Source organism: Kitasatospora sp. NPDC018058 (genome assembly GCF_044327205.1).
Taxonomy (GTDB): domain Bacteria; phylum Actinomycetota; class Actinomycetes; order Streptomycetales; family Streptomycetaceae; genus Kitasatospora.
Map to the genome: position 1 here is coordinate 85,634 of NZ_JBIRFA010000030.1, position 15,425 is coordinate 101,058.

12 protein-coding genes are annotated in these 15,425 nt (G+C 71.4%); 11 read left to right on the top strand and 1 reads right to left on the bottom strand.

Going from position 1 to position 15,425, the window contains the following annotated elements:
- Positions 1 to 33: 33 nt before the first annotated feature.
- Both ACH4E7_RS32660 and ACH4E7_RS32665 read left to right on the top strand, forming a co-directional pair.
- Entirely contained in the window at positions 34 to 1,392 is a 1,359-nt protein-coding gene (locus tag ACH4E7_RS32660; RefSeq protein ID WP_396252760.1) for an aspartate aminotransferase family protein, read from the top strand.
- Between the two features lie 130 nt (positions 1,393 to 1,522).
- Positions 1,523 to 2,677, top strand: a complete 1,155-nt coding sequence (locus ACH4E7_RS32665) for a spermidine/putrescine ABC transporter substrate-binding protein (RefSeq protein ID WP_396252775.1) — start codon at positions 1,523 to 1,525, stop codon at positions 2,675 to 2,677.
- A 26-nt stretch (positions 2,678 to 2,703) separates the two neighbouring features.
- On the opposite strand, the gene ACH4E7_RS32670 is transcribed toward ACH4E7_RS32665, so the two are convergent.
- Positions 2,704 to 4,359 carry a PucR family transcriptional regulator gene (locus ACH4E7_RS32670; protein WP_396252761.1) on the bottom strand — a complete coding sequence of 552 codons (1,656 nt, stop codon included), beginning with the start codon at positions 4,357 to 4,359 and terminating at the stop codon, positions 2,704 to 2,706.
- A gap of 256 nt (positions 4,360 to 4,615) precedes the next feature.
- Here ACH4E7_RS32670 and ACH4E7_RS32675 point away from each other — a divergent pair, with 256 nt between their 5' ends.
- The 9 genes from ACH4E7_RS32675 (at position 4,616) to ACH4E7_RS32715 (ending at position 15,064) form a co-directional block, all read left to right on the top strand.
- Positions 4,616 to 6,127, top strand: coding sequence for a gamma-aminobutyraldehyde dehydrogenase (locus tag ACH4E7_RS32675; RefSeq protein WP_396252762.1), 1,512 nt, complete (start codon positions 4,616 to 4,618; stop codon positions 6,125 to 6,127).
- A 57-nt stretch (positions 6,128 to 6,184) separates the two neighbouring features.
- A complete protein-coding gene (locus ACH4E7_RS32680) occupies positions 6,185 to 7,444 on the top strand; it encodes a spermidine/putrescine ABC transporter substrate-binding protein (protein ID WP_396252763.1) in 1,260 nt (419 codons plus the stop codon).
- 36 nt (positions 7,445 to 7,480) lie between these two features.
- The gene (locus ACH4E7_RS32685) at positions 7,481 to 8,620 is read left to right on the top strand and encodes an ABC transporter ATP-binding protein (RefSeq protein WP_396252764.1); all 1,140 of its coding nucleotides are present in this window, start codon (positions 7,481 to 7,483) and stop codon (positions 8,618 to 8,620) included.
- On the top strand, positions 8,617 to 9,561 hold the full coding sequence (locus ACH4E7_RS32690; RefSeq protein ID WP_396252765.1) for an ABC transporter permease: 945 nt from the start codon (positions 8,617 to 8,619) through the stop codon (positions 9,559 to 9,561). Before ACH4E7_RS32685 ends, ACH4E7_RS32690 begins: the two co-directional genes overlap by 4 nt.
- Positions 9,561 to 10,364, top strand: coding sequence for an ABC transporter permease (locus ACH4E7_RS32695; RefSeq protein ID WP_207810257.1), 804 nt, complete (start codon positions 9,561 to 9,563; stop codon positions 10,362 to 10,364). Before ACH4E7_RS32690 ends, ACH4E7_RS32695 begins: the two co-directional genes overlap by 1 nt.
- Before the next feature lie 109 nt (positions 10,365 to 10,473).
- Positions 10,474 to 11,868 carry an NAD(P)/FAD-dependent oxidoreductase gene (locus tag ACH4E7_RS32700; RefSeq protein ID WP_396252766.1) on the top strand — a complete coding sequence of 465 codons (1,395 nt, stop codon included), beginning with the start codon at positions 10,474 to 10,476 and terminating at the stop codon, positions 11,866 to 11,868.
- Between the two features lie 193 nt (positions 11,869 to 12,061).
- Entirely contained in the window at positions 12,062 to 12,493 is a 432-nt protein-coding gene (locus tag ACH4E7_RS32705) for a bifunctional DNA primase/polymerase (RefSeq protein WP_396252767.1), read from the top strand.
- 58 nt (positions 12,494 to 12,551) lie between these two features.
- On the top strand, positions 12,552 to 13,316 hold the full coding sequence (locus ACH4E7_RS32710; RefSeq protein WP_396252768.1) for a nucleotidyl transferase AbiEii/AbiGii toxin family protein: 765 nt from the start codon (positions 12,552 to 12,554) through the stop codon (positions 13,314 to 13,316).
- Positions 13,317 to 13,540: 224 nt separating this feature from the next.
- Positions 13,541 to 15,064, top strand: coding sequence for a CoA-acylating methylmalonate-semialdehyde dehydrogenase (locus ACH4E7_RS32715; protein ID WP_396252769.1), 1,524 nt, complete (start codon positions 13,541 to 13,543; stop codon positions 15,062 to 15,064).
- Positions 15,065 to 15,425 lie beyond the last annotated feature (361 nt).

The window sequence follows — 15,425 nt, forward strand, 5'->3', positions numbered from 1 at the left end:
ACTTGGGCGGCGGGCGGCCCTAGCCTTACCGGCATGAGCATCCCCACCGCTGACTCAGCCGCCGGCCAGGCCGTCAAGGCCGCCGACCGCGCGCACGTCTTCCACTCGTGGTCCGCCCAGGCGCTGATAGACCCCCTCGCGGTGGCCGGCGCCGAGGGCTCGTACTTCTGGGACTACGACGGCAACCGCTACCTCGACTTCTCCTCGCAGCTGGTCAACACCAACATCGGCCACCAGCACCCGAAGGTGGTCGCCGCGATCCAGGAGCAGGCGGCGAAGCTCTGCACCATCGCGCCCGGCTTCGCGGTCGAGTCGCGAAGCGAGGCCGCCCGGCTGATCGCCGAGCGCACCCCGGGCGACCTGGACAAGATCTTCTTCACCAACGGCGGCGCCGAGGCCAACGAGAACGCCATCCGGCTGGCCCGGCTGCACACCGGCCGGCAGAAGGTGCTGTCCACCTACCGCTCGTACCACGGCGCCACGGCCAACGCGATCGCCCTCACCGGCGACCCGCGGCGCTGGGCCAACGAGACCGGCGTCTCCGGCGTGGTGCACTTCTGGGGCCCGTACCCCTACCGCTCCAACTTCCACGCCGAGAACGAGGCGCAGGAGTGCGAGCGCGCGCTGGATCACCTGGAGCAGGTGCTCGCCTTCGAGGGGCCGGGCACCGTCGCGGCGATCATCCTGGAGACGGTGGTCGGCACCGCAGGCATCCTGGTCCCGCCGGCGGGCTACCTGGCCGGGGTGCGGGAGATCTGCGACCGCTACGGGATCGTGTTCATCCTCGACGAGGTGATGGCGGGCTTCGGCCGCACCGGCGAGTGGTTCGCCGCCGACCACTGGGGGGTCACCCCGGACCTGCTGACCTTCGCCAAGGGCGTCAACTCCGGCTACGTGCCGCTGGGCGGCGTGGCGATCAGCGCCGAGATCGCGGCCACCTTCGCCGAGCGGGCCTTCCCCGGCGGGCTCACCTACTCCGGCCACCCGCTGGCCTGCGCCTCGGCGGTGGCCACCCTCAACACCATGGCGGAGGAGGGCATCGTCGAGAACGCCAAGCACATCGGCGAGACGGTGCTCGGCCCCGGCCTGCGCGAGCTGGCCGAGCGGCACCCCTCGATCGGCGAGGTGCGCGGCCTGGGCGTGTTCTGGGCGCTCGACCTGGTGCGGAACCGGGAGACCCGCGAGCCGCTCGTCCCGTACAACGCCGCGGGCGCGGACAACGCGCCGATGGCCGAGCTGGCCGCCGCCTGCAAGCAGCGCGGGCTCTGGCCGTTCGTCAACATGAACCGCTTCCACGTCGTTCCGCCGTGCACCGTCACCGAGGAGGAGGCCAAGACCGGCCTCGCGGTGCTGGACGAGGTGCTGTCGCTCACCGACGCGCACACTGTCTGACGTACCTACCAGGACGGCCCCGGGCACCCGTGTGTCCGGGGCCGTCCCACGCTCCGGAAGGCCCCACATGTCCAGCAGCTCCACCCTGCCCCGTCGTTCCGCCCCGAGCCGCCCGCAGGGCCCCGCACGCATACGCCGACGTTCCGTGCTCGGCGGGGCCGCGCTGCTCGGCGCCGGGACGCTGACCGGCTGCGGCATCCCGTCGGCGTACGTGGCCGAGGACCGCCGTTCGGCGCCGGACCGCTCGGAGAGCGACAAGCGGCTGAACTTCTCCAACTGGACGCAGTACATCGACAGCGACGACCGGGGCAAGCGCCCGACCCTGGACGCGTTCAGCGAGAAGACCGGGATCGCGGTCACCTACACCGAGGACATCAACGACAACGACGAGTTCTTCGGCAAGATCAGCCCGGTGCTCACCCAGGGCGTCGACCCGGGCCGGGACCTGATGGTGATCAGCGACTGGATGGCCGGGCGGTACGTCTCGCTGGGCTGGGTGCAGGAGATGGACCGGGCCAACCTGCCCAATGTCACCACCAATCTGGACCCGCAGCTGGCGAATCCGGCCTTCGACCCCGGGCGCAGGCGCAGCGTGCCCTGGCAGTCCGGGATCACCGGCATCGCGTACAACCGCAAGGCGCTCGGCCGGGAGCTGAAGTCCACCGCGGACCTGTGGGCACCCGACCTCAAGGGCCGGGTCACCCTGTTCGCCGGGCTGGACGAGGCGCTCGGGCTGCTGATGCTCTCCCAGGGCGCGGACATCACCGCCTTCAGCGACGACGACGCGCACAGGGCGATGGACCTGGTGCAGAGGATGGTCGACACCGGTCACGTCCGCCGCTTCACCGGCAACGACTACACCAGCGACCTCGCCTCCGGCGCGGCGGTCGCCTGCCAGGCCTACTCCGGTGACGCCGTCCAACTCACCGCCGAGAACCCGGACATCGCCTTCGTGGTGCCGGAGGAGGGCGGCGAGCTGTGGGCGGAGAGCCTGATGATCCCCAACCGGGCCGTGCACAAGCGCAACGCCGAGCTGCTGATCGACTACTACTACCAGCCCGAGGTGGCCGCCGACCTCGCCGCGGCCGTCCAGTACATCTGCCCGGTGCCGGCCGCCCGCGAGGTGCTGGCGGACAGCGGCGACAAGGAGAAGGCCGAACTCGCCGAGAACCCGCTGGTGTTCCCGACCGAGGAGATGCGCGCCCGGCTGCACAGCATGCGCGACGTCACCTCGGCCGAGCGGCCCGGGCTGCACAAGGTCTGGGGGCACATGACCGGAGTCTGAGGGGGCCGGGGTGTGACCGCCGTCGATCAGCGGCGGACGGCGTCCAGGGCGAGCAGCGCCACGTGCAGGGACAGGCAGGACTCCACCTGGTCGAGGTCGACGCCCAGGATGCGCTCGACCTTGTGCAGCCGGTCGTAGAAGGACGGCCGGGACAGGTGCGCGGCGTCGGCCGCCGCCGACTTGTTCCGGCCCTGCTCCAGGTAGATCCGCAGCATCTGCACCAACTGGCCGTTGTGCTCGGCGTCGTGGGCCAGCAGCGGGCCCAACTCCCGTTCCACGTAGGTCTGCAGACGGGCGTCGTCGCGCAGCAGGTGGAGCAGGCCGCGCAGCCGGACGTCGGGCAGCCGGTAGTAGGAGGCGGTCCGGCCGCCGCCGGGCGCGTCGTGCAGGGCGGCGTCGGCGACCTGGGCGGCCTCCAACAGGGTGCGCCGGGCGTCGCGGACCGAGCCGACCGAGGAGCCGACCGCGACCACCGGCCCCGGGGCGTCGGAGCCCTCCCGGCCGGCCTCGGCGGACATCCGGCGCAGGGTGGCCGAGAAGGAGTCCAGCGCGGCGTGCTCGTCCTGCTGGGCGCCGAGCGCGATCAGCAGGCCCACACCCTCGTCGTCCAGCGCGCCGACCAGGGCCGAGAGCCGGCAGGCCCGGACCGCGCCGGCGGCCAGCTCGGTGAAGTCGCGCAGTCGGGCCTGCGCCTCCAACGCGGCCGGGATCGGCCCGCGGCGCTGGCGCAGCACCGCGCCGACCAGCCGGCGGCCCTCCAGCGGGACGCCGAGCGCCTGGGCGCGCAGAGCCACCTCGGAGACGGTCAGCGCGTGGGTGAGGATGCCGGAGAGCAGGGTGCGGTGGGTCTGTCGCTCCAGGCTCTCCCGGTCGCGCACCACCAGCCGGTTGAGCGCCAGCGCGGAGGCGCCGCGCTCCAGCAGCATGGCGTGCGGGTGGGTCTCGCCTTCGGGCAGCGGGCCCGGTTCCTGGATCAGGACCAGCCGGCCCCAGTCCTGGCCGCGGGCGCCGACGGTGGTGACCAGCCAGCCGCTGCGCGGGTCGTGGCCGGTGCGGCCGGGCGGACGGACCCCGCGTGAGCGGCGCTCCCAGTCCTCCAGCAGCTCGACCTCCGGGCGTCCGGCGGAATCGTGGGCGAGCACCTGGTGGGCCAGGTTCTCCAGGACCACCGGCGCGCCCGCCATCCGGGCCACCTGACGGATCACCTCCGGCGCCTCGGCTCCCTCCACCACCAGCTCGTTGAACACCTGGTGGACCGACTCGGAGACCCGCAGCTGCTCCAGCTGGGCGTTGACCACCAGGGCGTGCACGGCCTCGGTGACGGCGACGAAGCGCACCTCGCGGCGGAGCGTGATCAGCGGCAGCCCGCGCTGCTCGGCGGCGTTCACCAGGGCGCGCGGCAGCGAGTCGAAGTAGCGCCGACCGAACTCGACCACCAGTCCGGCCACGCCGACCTCGTCCAGGTCGCGGACGTAGCGGGCCAGGCCCTCGCGGTCCTCGGGCAGCGCGATGCCGGTGGTCAGCACCAGCTCGCCGCCCTGCAGCATCCCGGCGACGTCGGGCAGCTCGCTGACGTGGACCCAGCGGACCGGCCGCTCCAGGCGGTCGGCGCCGGCCACCACCTGGGGCAGGCCGCGCCGCATCACCTCCAGGTCGAGTACTCGGGCGACGGTGGGGAGCATCGCGGGCCTCCAGGGCCGGGGAGGGCCAGAGTGGGGATCGGAGTGGGCAGAGTGTCAGGTGAATCATCCATCGCGGCGACGACCTGTTGCCCTGCGAGGGGCCTTGCACTCTGTAAGGCCCTTTGTGTCGAGACTGTCGAAGTGACCCTTGTCACGTCAACCCCGCACCGGGCAAGGTCAGCGGGACCGCAGACCCCCACGGCGGAAGCACGGCCCCGCAGCGTGCGGTCGAACCGCCGGCACTTGGAGGAACCAGATGGACCTGACCGACTTCGGCGCGGGCGCGCAGTACATCGCGGGCCGTCAGACGCGGGGCGGCGGCGAACCCTTCCAGGTCGTCAACCCCGCTGACGGCAGCGTGGTCGAACAGGTCGCACTGGCCACCGCCGCCGACGTGGACACCGCCGTCGCCGCCGCGAAGGCCGCCCTGCCCGGCTGGTCCTCCGCCACCCCGGGCGCCCGGTCCGAGGCGCTCACCCGGCTGGCCGCCGTACTGGCCGACGCGGCGGAGGACCTCGCCCGGGTGGAGACCGCGCAGACCGGCAAGCCGGTCAAGCTGGCCACCGAGTTCGACGTCCCCGGCACCATCGACAACACCGCCTTCTTCGCCGCCGCCGCCCGCAACCTGGAGGGCAAGGCGGCCGGCGAGTACTCCGGCGACCACACCTCCTACGTACGGCGCGAGGCGATCGGCGTGGTCGGCTCGATCTCGCCGTGGAACTACCCGCTGCAGATGGCCGCCTGGAAGATCCTCCCGGCCGTCGCGGCGGGCAACACCATCGTGCTCAAGCCGGCCGAGCTGACCCCGCTGACCTCGCTGATGTTCGCCCGGGCCTGCACCGAGGCGGGCATCCCGGACGGCGTGGTCAACGTGGTCACCGGCGCCGGGCGCACGGCCGGCGAGCACCTGGTCGCCCACCCCGACGTCGCGATGGTCTCCTTCACCGGCTCCACCGCGGTCGGCAGGCGGGTCGCCGAACTCGCCACCGCGAGCGTCAAGCGCACCCACCTCGAACTCGGCGGCAAGGCCCCGTTCGTGGTCTTCGACGACGCCGACCTGGACGCCGCGGTGCACGGCGCCGTCGCCGCCTCGCTGATCAACGGCGGCCAGGACTGCACCGCCGCCACCCGCGCGTACGTCCAGCGCCCGCTGTACGACGCCTTCACGGCCGGGGTGGCCGAACTGTACGCCGCGATCCGGATCGGCGACCCGCGCAATCCGCACACCGACCTCGGCCCGCTGGTCTCGTACACCCACCGGGACCGGGTGGCCGGCTTCGTGGAGCGCGCCCGCTCCTACGCCACCGTGGTCACCGGCGGCTCCGCGCCGCAGAAGGGCCACGACGGCTCCGACCTCGGCCGGGGCGCCTACTACGCGCCGACCCTGATCACCGGCGCGGCCCAGGACAGCGAGGTGGTCCAGGGCGAGGTGTTCGGCCCGGTGCTGGTGGTGCTGCCCTTCGACGACGACGACGAGGGCCTGCGGCTGGCCAACGACACCCCGTACGGCCTGGCCGCCTCCGCCTGGACCGGCAATGTGCACCGCTCGCTGCGCGCCACCCGGGAGATCGCCGCCGGGTGCGTCTGGGTCAACGACCACATCCCGATCATCAGCGAGATGCCGCACGGCGGGTACAAGGCGTCCGGCTACGGCAAGGACATGTCCCAGTACTCGCTGGACGAGTACACCCAGGTCAAGCACGTCATGTTCGACACCACCGCGGTGGCCCGCAAGGACTGGCACCGCACCGTCTTCGGAGACAGATAACCCCCGGACCACGGGTGCTTCCCCCACGCGCCCTTCATCCCCCAGGAGGCCCGTTCCATGGCGTTCAAGGCGTTCAACGAGCTCACCGACGGTCTGCCCGAACCGGTCCGCAGGGCCTGGGAACGCAGTCTGACCGGCGGTCGGGCCGCGGTCGGCCGCCGCACCCTGCTACGCGCCGCCGCGCTGACCGCCGGGGCGGGCACCCTGGCCGCCTGCGGCATCCCGGCGGCGCCCCGGGCGACCGGCGACTCGACCGCCAACGCCGCCAAGGACCTCTCGGACAGCGAGAAGGAGGTCGACTTCTCCAACTGGCCGCTGTACGTGGACACCGACGAGAAGGACAAGCAGAAGCACGGCACCCTGGACGCCTTCACCGCGGCCACCGGCATCGAGGTCAAGTACAACGAGGACGTCAACGACAACGTCGAGTTCTTCGGCAAGGTCAAGCCGCAGCTCGCGTCCGGCCAGGACACCGGCCGCGACCTGATGGTGCTCACCGACTGGATGGCCGCCCGGCTGATCCGGCTCGGCTGGGCGCAGAAGCTCAACCCGGCGAACGTCACCACCGCGATCACCACCGTCGAGCCCCGCTTCCGCGCCCCCGACTGGGACCCGGGCAGGCTCTACTCCTACCCGTGGGCCGGCATCCAGACCGTCATCGCGTACAACCGGAAGGCGACCAAGGGGAAGGAGGTCACCAGCGTCTCCCAGCTGCTGGATGACCCCGACCTCAAGGGCCGGGTCACCTTCCTGTCCGAGATGCGCGACAGCATCGGGATGGTCCTGCTGGACATGGGCAAGGACCCGGCGAAGTTCAGCGCGGACGACTTCGACGGAGCGATCACCCGGGTGCAGAAGGCCGTCGACAGCAAGCAGATCCGGCGCTTCACCGGCAACGACTACGGCCAGGAGCTCTCCTCCGGCGACATCGCCGCGTGCGTCGCCTGGGGCGGCGACCTGATCCAACTGCGCGCCGACAACCCGGACATCGAGTTCGTGATCCCGGAGAAGGGCTACCTCTCCTCGACCGACAACATGCTGGTCCCGGCCAAGGCGCGGCACAAGACGAACGCGGAAAAGCTGATCGACTTCTACTATCAGCCGAAGATCGCGGCGCAGCTGGTCGCGGGCATCGGCTTCGTCTCCGCCGTCACCGGGATGAAGGACGAGCTCGCCACCCTCGCCCCGGACAGCGCGGCCAACCCGCTGGTCGTACCCACCCCCGAGATGGCGGCCAAGGCGCACGTGTTCCGCACGCTCGCCGAGGGCGAGGAGAGCGACTTCGAGCAGAAGTTCTCCAAGCTCATCGGCGCCTGACCCCCGCTCACGGCAGAGATCCCAGGAAGACACCCCATGACAGACCAGCTGCGCGACGCGGCCGGCGGCGACGTCCGCCTCACCGGCATCGGCAAGACCTACGGCTCCTTCACCGCTGTCCACCCGCTCGACCTGACCGTCCCTCAGGGTTCCTTCTTCGCCCTGCTCGGCGCCTCCGGCTGCGGCAAGACCACCACCCTGCGCATGATCGCCGGCCTGGAGGAGCCCACCTCCGGCACCGTGCTGATCGGCGGACAGGACGTCACCGCCCTGCCCCCGTACAAGCGGCCGGTGAACACCGTCTTCCAGAGCTACGCGCTCTTCCCGCACCTGGACATCTTCGAGAACGTCGCCTTCGGCCTGCGCCGCCGCGGCCGGAAGGACGTCAAGAAGCAGGTCGACGAGATGCTGGAGCTGGTCGAGCTCGGCCCGTACGCCCGGCGCAAGCCGCACCAGCTCTCCGGCGGCCAGCAACAGCGCGTCGCGGTCGCCCGCGCCCTGATCAACCACCCCCAGGTGCTGCTGCTGGACGAGCCGCTCGGCGCCCTCGACCTCAAGCTGCGCCGCCAGATGCAGCTGGAGCTCAAGCGGATCCAGACCGAGGTCGGCATCACCTTCGTGCACGTCACCCACGACCAGGAGGAGGCCATGACCATGGCCGACACCATCGCGGTGATGAACGGCGGCCGGGTCGAGCAGCTGGGCGCGCCCGCCGAGCTGTACGAGAACCCCGCCACCACCTTCGTGGCCAACTTCCTCGGCCAGTCCAATCTGCTGCCCGCCGAGGTCACCGGCGGTGCGGGCGCGGACCTGCTGCTCACCGTGGCCGGCGCCCGCCTCGCGGTGCCGAAGGCCCGCTGTGCCACCGACGCCAAGCGGGTCCACCTGGGCGTGCGCCCGGAGAAGATCACCATCACCCACGCCTCCGAGAAGGTCGCCGAGGGCCGCAACGAGCTGGCCGGCACGGTCGTCGACTCCAGCTTCATCGGCGTCTCCACCCAGTACGTGGTGCGCACCGACGGGGGCCAGGAGGTCACCGTCTTCGAGCAGAACATGGAGCGCGACGCCCGGATCGTCCCCGGCGCCAACGTGCTGCTGCACTGGAACCCGGCGCACTCCTTCGCCCTGGACGCCTCGCAGGCGATCGACGCGGGCACCGCGGAGGAGGCCGTATGACCGCCACCACCCCGGCCGCGCCGCCGCAGGCCGTACCCCCGGATCGCGGCCCGCTGCCGTCGAAGGAGCCGAAGCCCAGGCGCAAGCTCACCCCGTACTGGTTGCTGCTGCCCGGCATCGCCTGGCTGGTCGTCTTCTTCGCCGTGCCGATGGTCTACCAGGCGTCCACCTCGCTGCAGACCGGCTCGCTCGAAGAGGGCTTCAAGGTCACCTGGCACATCTCGACCTACTGGGACGCCCTGGTCGAGTACAAGTGGCACTTCGTCCGCTCGTTCTCGTACGCGGCGATCGCCACCGTGCTCTGCCTGGCCATCGGCTACCCGCTCGCGTACACCATCGCCTTCAAGGCGAACCGGCGCTGGCGCAACGTCATCCTGATCCTGGTCATCGCGCCGTTCTTCACCAGCTTCCTGATCCGCACGCTGGCCTGGAAGACCATCCTGTCCGACGGCGGCCCGGTGGTCGGAGCGCTCAACACCCTGCATGCCCTGGACGTCACCAACGCGCTCGGCCTCACCTCCGGGGACCGGGTGCTGGCCACCCCGCTCGCCGTGGTCTGCGGCCTGACCTACAACTTCCTGCCGTTCATGATCCTGCCGCTGTACACCTCGCTGGAGCGGATCGACCCCCGGCTGCACGAGGCCGCCGGCGACCTGTACGCCCGGCCGTTCACCACCTTCCGCAAGGTCACCTTCCCGATCTCGCTGCCCGGCGTGGTCGCGGGCACCCTGCTCACCTTCATCCCGGCCTCCGGCGACTACATCAACGCCCAGCTGCTGGGCTCGCCGAGCGAGCAGATGGTCGGCAACGGCATCCAGAAGCAGTTCCTGAACGTGCTCGACTACCCCACGGCGGCCGCGCTGAGCTTCATCCTGATGGCCCTGATCCTGGGCATGGTGACGGTCTACATGCGCAAGGCCGGGACGGAGGAACTGGTCTGATGTCCCGGATTTTCAAGTGGATCCGCGCCCACCTGGTGGTGCTGGCCGGCCTGCTGGCCCTCGCCTACCTGGTGCTGCCCAACCTGGTCGTGCTGGCCTTCTCGTTCAACAAGCCGGTCGGCAAGTTCAACTACGAGTGGAACGAGTTCTCCACCGACGCCTGGACCAACCCCTGCGGCGTGGCCGACATGTGCCAGTCGCTCTCGCTCAGCCTGCAGATCGCGGTGCTCGCCACCATCGGCGCCACCGTGCTCGGCACCATGGTCGCCTTCGCGCTGGCCCGCTACCGCTTCCGCGGCCGCTCGGCCACCACCGCGATGATCTTCCTGCCGATGGCCATGCCCGAGGTGGTCATGGCCGCCTCGCTGGGGACGCTGTTCCTCAACATGCGCATCCCGTTCGGCTTCACCACCATCCTCATCGCGCACATCATGTTCTGCCTCAGCTTCGTGGTGACGGCGGTCAAGGCACGGGTGATGAGCATGGACCCGAGGCTCGAACAGGCCGCCCAGGACCTCTACGCGACCCCCACCCAGACCTTCCTGAGGGTCACCCTGCCGCTGGCCGCCCCCGGCATCGCCGCCGGGGCGCTGCTCAGCTTCGCGCTCTCCTTCGACGACTTCATCATCACCCAGTTCAACTCGGGCCCGACCACGGTCACCTTCCCGATGTTCGTCTGGGGCGCCTCGCAGCGCGGCATCCCGGTGCAGGTGAACGTCATCGGCACCGCGATGTTCGTCGCCGCGGTCGCGCTGACCGTCGCCGGACAGTGGCTCGGCAACCGTCGGAAGGCCACCGCCTGACGGAACGCCTGGCGGAAGGCCCGGCGTACCGCCGGCACGCGACCCGACGCACGGTCGGTCAGCGGCGGCTCGCAACTGTCATCTATCCGTAGAAAGTGGCTGATAATGCATGGACTCCGCCCGCGCACTCAGTGACGCCAGGCCCACCCCCTTCTGGCTGGAGGACCCCGGCCGGCCGGAGGCGCTGCCCGCCCTGGTCGGCGACACCACCTGCGACCTGCTGGTCGTCGGCGGCGGCTACTCCGGCCTGTGGACCGCCCTCATCGCCAAGGAACGCGACCCCTCGCTGGACGTCGTGCTGGTCGAGGGCAACGAGGTCGGGTGGGCCGCGTCCGGGCGCAACGGCGGATTCTGCGCGGCCAGCCTCACCCACGGCTTCGGCAACGGCCTGCAGCGCTGGCCCGCCGAACTCGCCCAGCTGGAACGCCTCGGTGCCGCCAACCTCGACGGCATCGAGGCCGCCGTCAAGCGCTACGGCATCGACGCCGAATGGGAGCGCACCGGCGAGATCGACGTCGCCACCCAGCCCCACCAGGTCGAGGAACTGCACGAGATCGCCGAGGCCGTCGCCCGGTACGGCTTCGACATCACCGTCCTGGACGCCGACCAGCTGCGCGCCGAGGTGAACTCGCCGACCTTCCTCGGCGGCCTCTGGGACAAGCAGGGCGTGGCGATGGTCCACCCCGCCAAGCTTGCCTGGGGCCTCAAGGACGCCTGCCTGAGCCAGGGCGTCCGCGTCTACGAGCACACCCGGGCCACCGACCTGCGGGAGTACGGCAGCGGCATGGCCGCCCGCACCCCGTACGGCCGGGTGTTCGCCCGCCGGGTCGCGCTCGGCACCAACGTGTTCCCGTCCCTGCTCAAGCGCGTCCGTCCGTACGTCGTGCCGGTGTACGACTACGCGCTGATGACCGAACCGCTCAGCGAGGAGCAGCTCGCCGCGATCGGCTGGCGCGGCCGGCAGGGGCTCGGCGACAGCGCCAACAAGTTCCACTACTTCCGGCTCTCCGCCGACAACCGGATCCTCTGGGGCGGCTACGACGCGGTCTACCACTACGGCGGCCACGTCCGGCACGAGTACGACCAGCGGCCGGAGACCTTCCGCACCCTGGCCACCCACTTCTTCCGCTGCTTCCCGCAGCTGGAGGGGCTGCGCTTCACCCACGCCTGGGGCGGGGCCATCGACACCTGCAGCCGATTCTCGGCCTTCTTCGACACCGCGTACCGGGGCAAGGTCGCCTACGCGGTCGGGTACACCGGGCTCGGCGTCGGCGCGACCCGCTTCGGCGCCGAGGTGATGCTCGACCTGCTCGCGGGCGAGCGCACCGAGCGCACCTCGCTGGACATGGTGCGCTCCAAGCCGCTGCCGTTCCCGCCCGAACCGGTGCGCTGGGCCGGGATCGAGATCACCACCCGCTCGCTGGAGCGGGCCGACCGCAACGGGGGCCACCGCAACCTCTGGCTGCGCACGCTCGACCGGCTGGGGCTCGGTTTCGACAGCTGACCCCGCTCCGGGCGTCCCGTGATCCGCTGACGCGACCCGTGTCAGGCGATCCGGGCCGTGCGACCTGGTTCATGTGACCTGGTTCATGCGACCCGTGTAAGAGGGACCCGCCGTCCGCCTCTTGTCGGTGACGGCGGGTCTCGGTTTCCCGCCGTGCCCGACCAGGACGAACGGCAGGAAGCGGGGACACGACATGGAGAGCACCGGAATGCACTGGCTCGCCCAGGCGGCACCGGACCCGGAGGTCTTCCGGGCACAGTGGGAACGCACCGGGCTGGGCCTGATGCCGCTACCGGCCGGACGCCGCTGGGACGTCCTGTCCGTCCCCGGACGGCTCGGCCGCCCGGCCCTGGACGTCCTGGACAGCGGCTCCTGGGGTCCGGTCCTCACCGACCTCGGCGACGAGCACGTCAGCTTCCTGGTGCCGGTCGGCACCGCCGCCCGCTGGGTCGGCACCAGCGTGCGCTGCGCGGGGGAGGGCACCTGGATCGTCGTCCCGCACCCCGAACGCAGCAGCCGGGCCGTGCGCTGGCTGGTCCCGCCCGACGGCTCCGGGCGACTCAACGACCCGGTGCTGCTGGAGCTCGTCCTGCACGAGGCGGCGGCCGGGCTCACCGGCTGGTGAGCAGCCGCGCGTTCCCCGGCACGGCGCGCGGTGCGGGCGGTCGCGTCAGACTGGACGCGTGACCACCGCTCCGCACACCGTCGACGCCTCGCTCCGGCCGGGCCCCGCCCAGCTGCGCCTGGCCGCCCTCGCCGCGCCCGCCTGCGCCCGGTACGGGCTGGCGTTGGCCGGCGGGCACGCGCTGCGCGCCCACGGGGTCATGGCCTGCCCGCAGGACGGGCTCACCCTGGCGACCGGCGGCGCCGACCTGCCGGAGGTGGCCGCCGCGCTGGCGGAGGCGTACCGCGCGGCGGGCGGAGGGGTCGCCGAGCGGCCCGGCACGCCGCGCCTGGAACAGCTGACCGTACGGCTGGCGCTGGGCGGGCGCACACACTCGGTGGAGCTGCGGAAGGAACCGCTCGGCCGCCGGCCGGTCCGGCTCGACCTGGGCACCCCGGCGCCGGACGAGCCGCCGGTGGTGCTGCCGGTGGTCGCGCTGGAGGACGCGGCGGCGCTCACCACCGCGCTGCTGGTCGACCGGGGCATGCCGCGCGACCTGATCGACGTGCACGCCCTCACCCGCTGCTACCGGGAGGGTGAACTGCTCGCGCTGGCGGGGGAGGTGGATCCGGAATTCCAGCCCACCGCGCTCGCCGACCGGCTGGAGACGCTGGCCGAGGTGGCGGACGGCCGGTTCCGCACCCGGGGCGTCGAGGCCGGGGAGGTGGACGGGCTGAAGCTCTGGGCGCTGGCCTGGGCACAGGACCTGCGGCTTGACCTGCTGGAGACCCAGGAGGCGGCGGACGGGCTGCACGACCCGTACCTGGAGGACGAGGAGTTCTGAGCCCCGGGGCCGCCGGTTCACGCGTTCGGAGCAACCACCGGACGACCTGTAAGGCTGAATCCGGGATCCCCGTCAGCCTGTTCGTTGAGCCTTGCCGGGGCGGCCACCAGACTGGGAGACGAGCGCGGTAGCCCCGTGAATTCCCGTCGCCCAACCCTCTCGCGGGCGGCGCCAGACCGGACCGGTGGCAGGACGCCGCCCGGGACTTCGGAGGCAGACGGACCTTGAGCAAGCACATCATTCACTGGATCGGCGGCAAGCCCGTGGCCACCGCCGGCGCGGCGCCCCGCCGCGGTGACATCTTCGACCCGGCCACCGGCCAGGTCTCCGGCCACGTCGACTTCGCCGAGATCGCCGAGGTCGACCAGGCCGTGGCCGCGGCCGCCTCGGCCTTCGCCGAGTGGCGCACCGCCTCGGTGGCCAAGCGGACCACGGTGCTCTTCGCCTTCCGCGAGCTGTTGAACGCCCGCCGCGACGAACTGGCCTCGATCATCGTGTCCGAGCACGGCAAGGTGCACTCGGACGCGCTGGGCGAGATCGCCCGCGGCCTGGAGGTCGTCGAGTACGCCTGCGGCATCCCGCAGCTGCTCAAGGGCGGCTTCACCGAGCAGGCCTCCACCGGCATCGACGTCTACTCGATCCGCCAGCCGCTCGGCCCGGTCGCGATCATCTCGCCGTTCAACTTCCCGGCCATGGTGCCGATGTGGTTCTTCCCGATCGCCATCGCGGCGGGCAACACCGTCGTGGTGAAGCCCTCGGAGAAGGACCCGTCTGCCGCCAACTTCCTGGCCGAGCTGTGGAAGGAGGCCGGGCTGCCGGACGGCGTCTTCAACGTCGTGCACGGTGACAAGGCGGCCGTCGACCGCCTGCTGGAGCACCCGGACATCAAGTCCGTCAGCTTCGTCGGCTCCACCCCGATCGCCCGCTACGTCTACGAGACCGGCACCCGCTACGGCAAGCGCGTGCAGGCCCTGGGCGGCGCCAAGAACCACATGCTGGTGTTGCCCGACGCCGATCTCGACCTCGCCGCCGACGCCGCCGTCAACGCCGGCTTCGGCGCGGCCGGCGAGCGCTGCATGGCCGTCTCCGTGCTGGTCGCCGTCGACCCGATCGGCGACGAGCTGGTCGACAAGATCAAGCAGCGGATGGCCGCCCTGAAGGTCGGCCCCGGCTGCAACGGCGACTCCGAGATGGGCCCGCTGGTCACCGGACAGCACCGCGACAAGGTCACCTCCTACGTCGAGTCCGGCCTCGCCGACGGCGCCGAGCTCGCCGTGGACGGCCGCAAGCACCCGATCACCACCGAGGACAAGAACGGCGCCCCGACCGCCGACGGCTTCTGGCTCGGCCCCACGCTGTTCGACCACGTGAAGCCCGGCATGTCCGTCTACAACGACGAGATCTTCGGTCCGGTCCTCTCCGTCGTGCGCGTCGCCTCCTACGAGGAGGGCGTGGCGCTCATCAACGCCAACCCGTACGGCAACGGCACGGCCCTGTTCACCAACGACGGCGGCGCGGCCCGGCGCTTCCAGTTCGAGGTGGAGGTCGGCATGGTCGGCATCAACGTGCCGATCCCGGTGCCGGTCGCCTACTACTCCTTCGGCGGCTGGAAGGCCTCGCTGTTCGGCGACTCCCACGCGTACGGCCCGGACGGCGTGCACTTCTTCACCCGCGGTAAGGCCGTGACCCAGCGCTGGCTGGACCCGTCGCACGGCGGCATCAACCTCGGCTTCCCCACCAACAGCTGAACCCCGCTTCTGAGCACGGCTCCTGAGCCCCACCTCTGAGCCCCGGTCCGCGGTCGCGGTGGCCGGACCCCTCCCCCTCGGGGTCCGGCCACCGCCTTTTGCACGCTGTTTGCGTCCGGCCGCAGAAGCGCGTACAGTTCTTCGAGCTGCCTGGCAGGGAGCACCGGACACGCATCTGCGCGGACGGTCCCGGGGTAGCCAATCCTTGAAACACCACTTCCGGTTCTCGCCGGTCGTTTTCGCGTGCTTGCGTTGCGGCCTGGTGGTTATTCGGCGTGCGCATTTTATCGGATTGCGGCCGGATTCGCTTTTCGGAGCGGGGATCGGCTAGAGTTTGAAACGTCGGACGGGGCGTCAAGCC

What these genes read in the sequence shown, in the direction of transcription:
- ACH4E7_RS32660 (WP_396252760.1), top strand. Translation starts at nt 34, where the DNA reads ATGAGCATCCCCACCGCTGACTCAGCCGCCGGCCAGGCCGTCAAGGCC.
- ACH4E7_RS32670 (WP_396252761.1), bottom strand. Translation starts at nt 4,359, where the DNA reads ATGCTCCCCACCGTCGCCCGAGTACTCGACCTGGAGGTGATGCGGCGC.
- ACH4E7_RS32675 (WP_396252762.1), top strand. Translation starts at nt 4,616, where the DNA reads ATGGACCTGACCGACTTCGGCGCGGGCGCGCAGTACATCGCGGGCCGT.
- ACH4E7_RS32680 (WP_396252763.1), top strand. Translation starts at nt 6,185, where the DNA reads ATGGCGTTCAAGGCGTTCAACGAGCTCACCGACGGTCTGCCCGAACCG.
- ACH4E7_RS32685 (WP_396252764.1), top strand. Translation starts at nt 7,481, where the DNA reads ATGACAGACCAGCTGCGCGACGCGGCCGGCGGCGACGTCCGCCTCACC.
- ACH4E7_RS32690 (WP_396252765.1), top strand. Translation starts at nt 8,617, where the DNA reads ATGACCGCCACCACCCCGGCCGCGCCGCCGCAGGCCGTACCCCCGGAT.
- ACH4E7_RS32695 (WP_207810257.1), top strand. Translation starts at nt 9,561, where the DNA reads ATGTCCCGGATTTTCAAGTGGATCCGCGCCCACCTGGTGGTGCTGGCC.
- ACH4E7_RS32700 (WP_396252766.1), top strand. Translation starts at nt 10,474, where the DNA reads ATGGACTCCGCCCGCGCACTCAGTGACGCCAGGCCCACCCCCTTCTGG.
- ACH4E7_RS32705 (WP_396252767.1), top strand. Translation starts at nt 12,062, where the DNA reads ATGGAGAGCACCGGAATGCACTGGCTCGCCCAGGCGGCACCGGACCCG.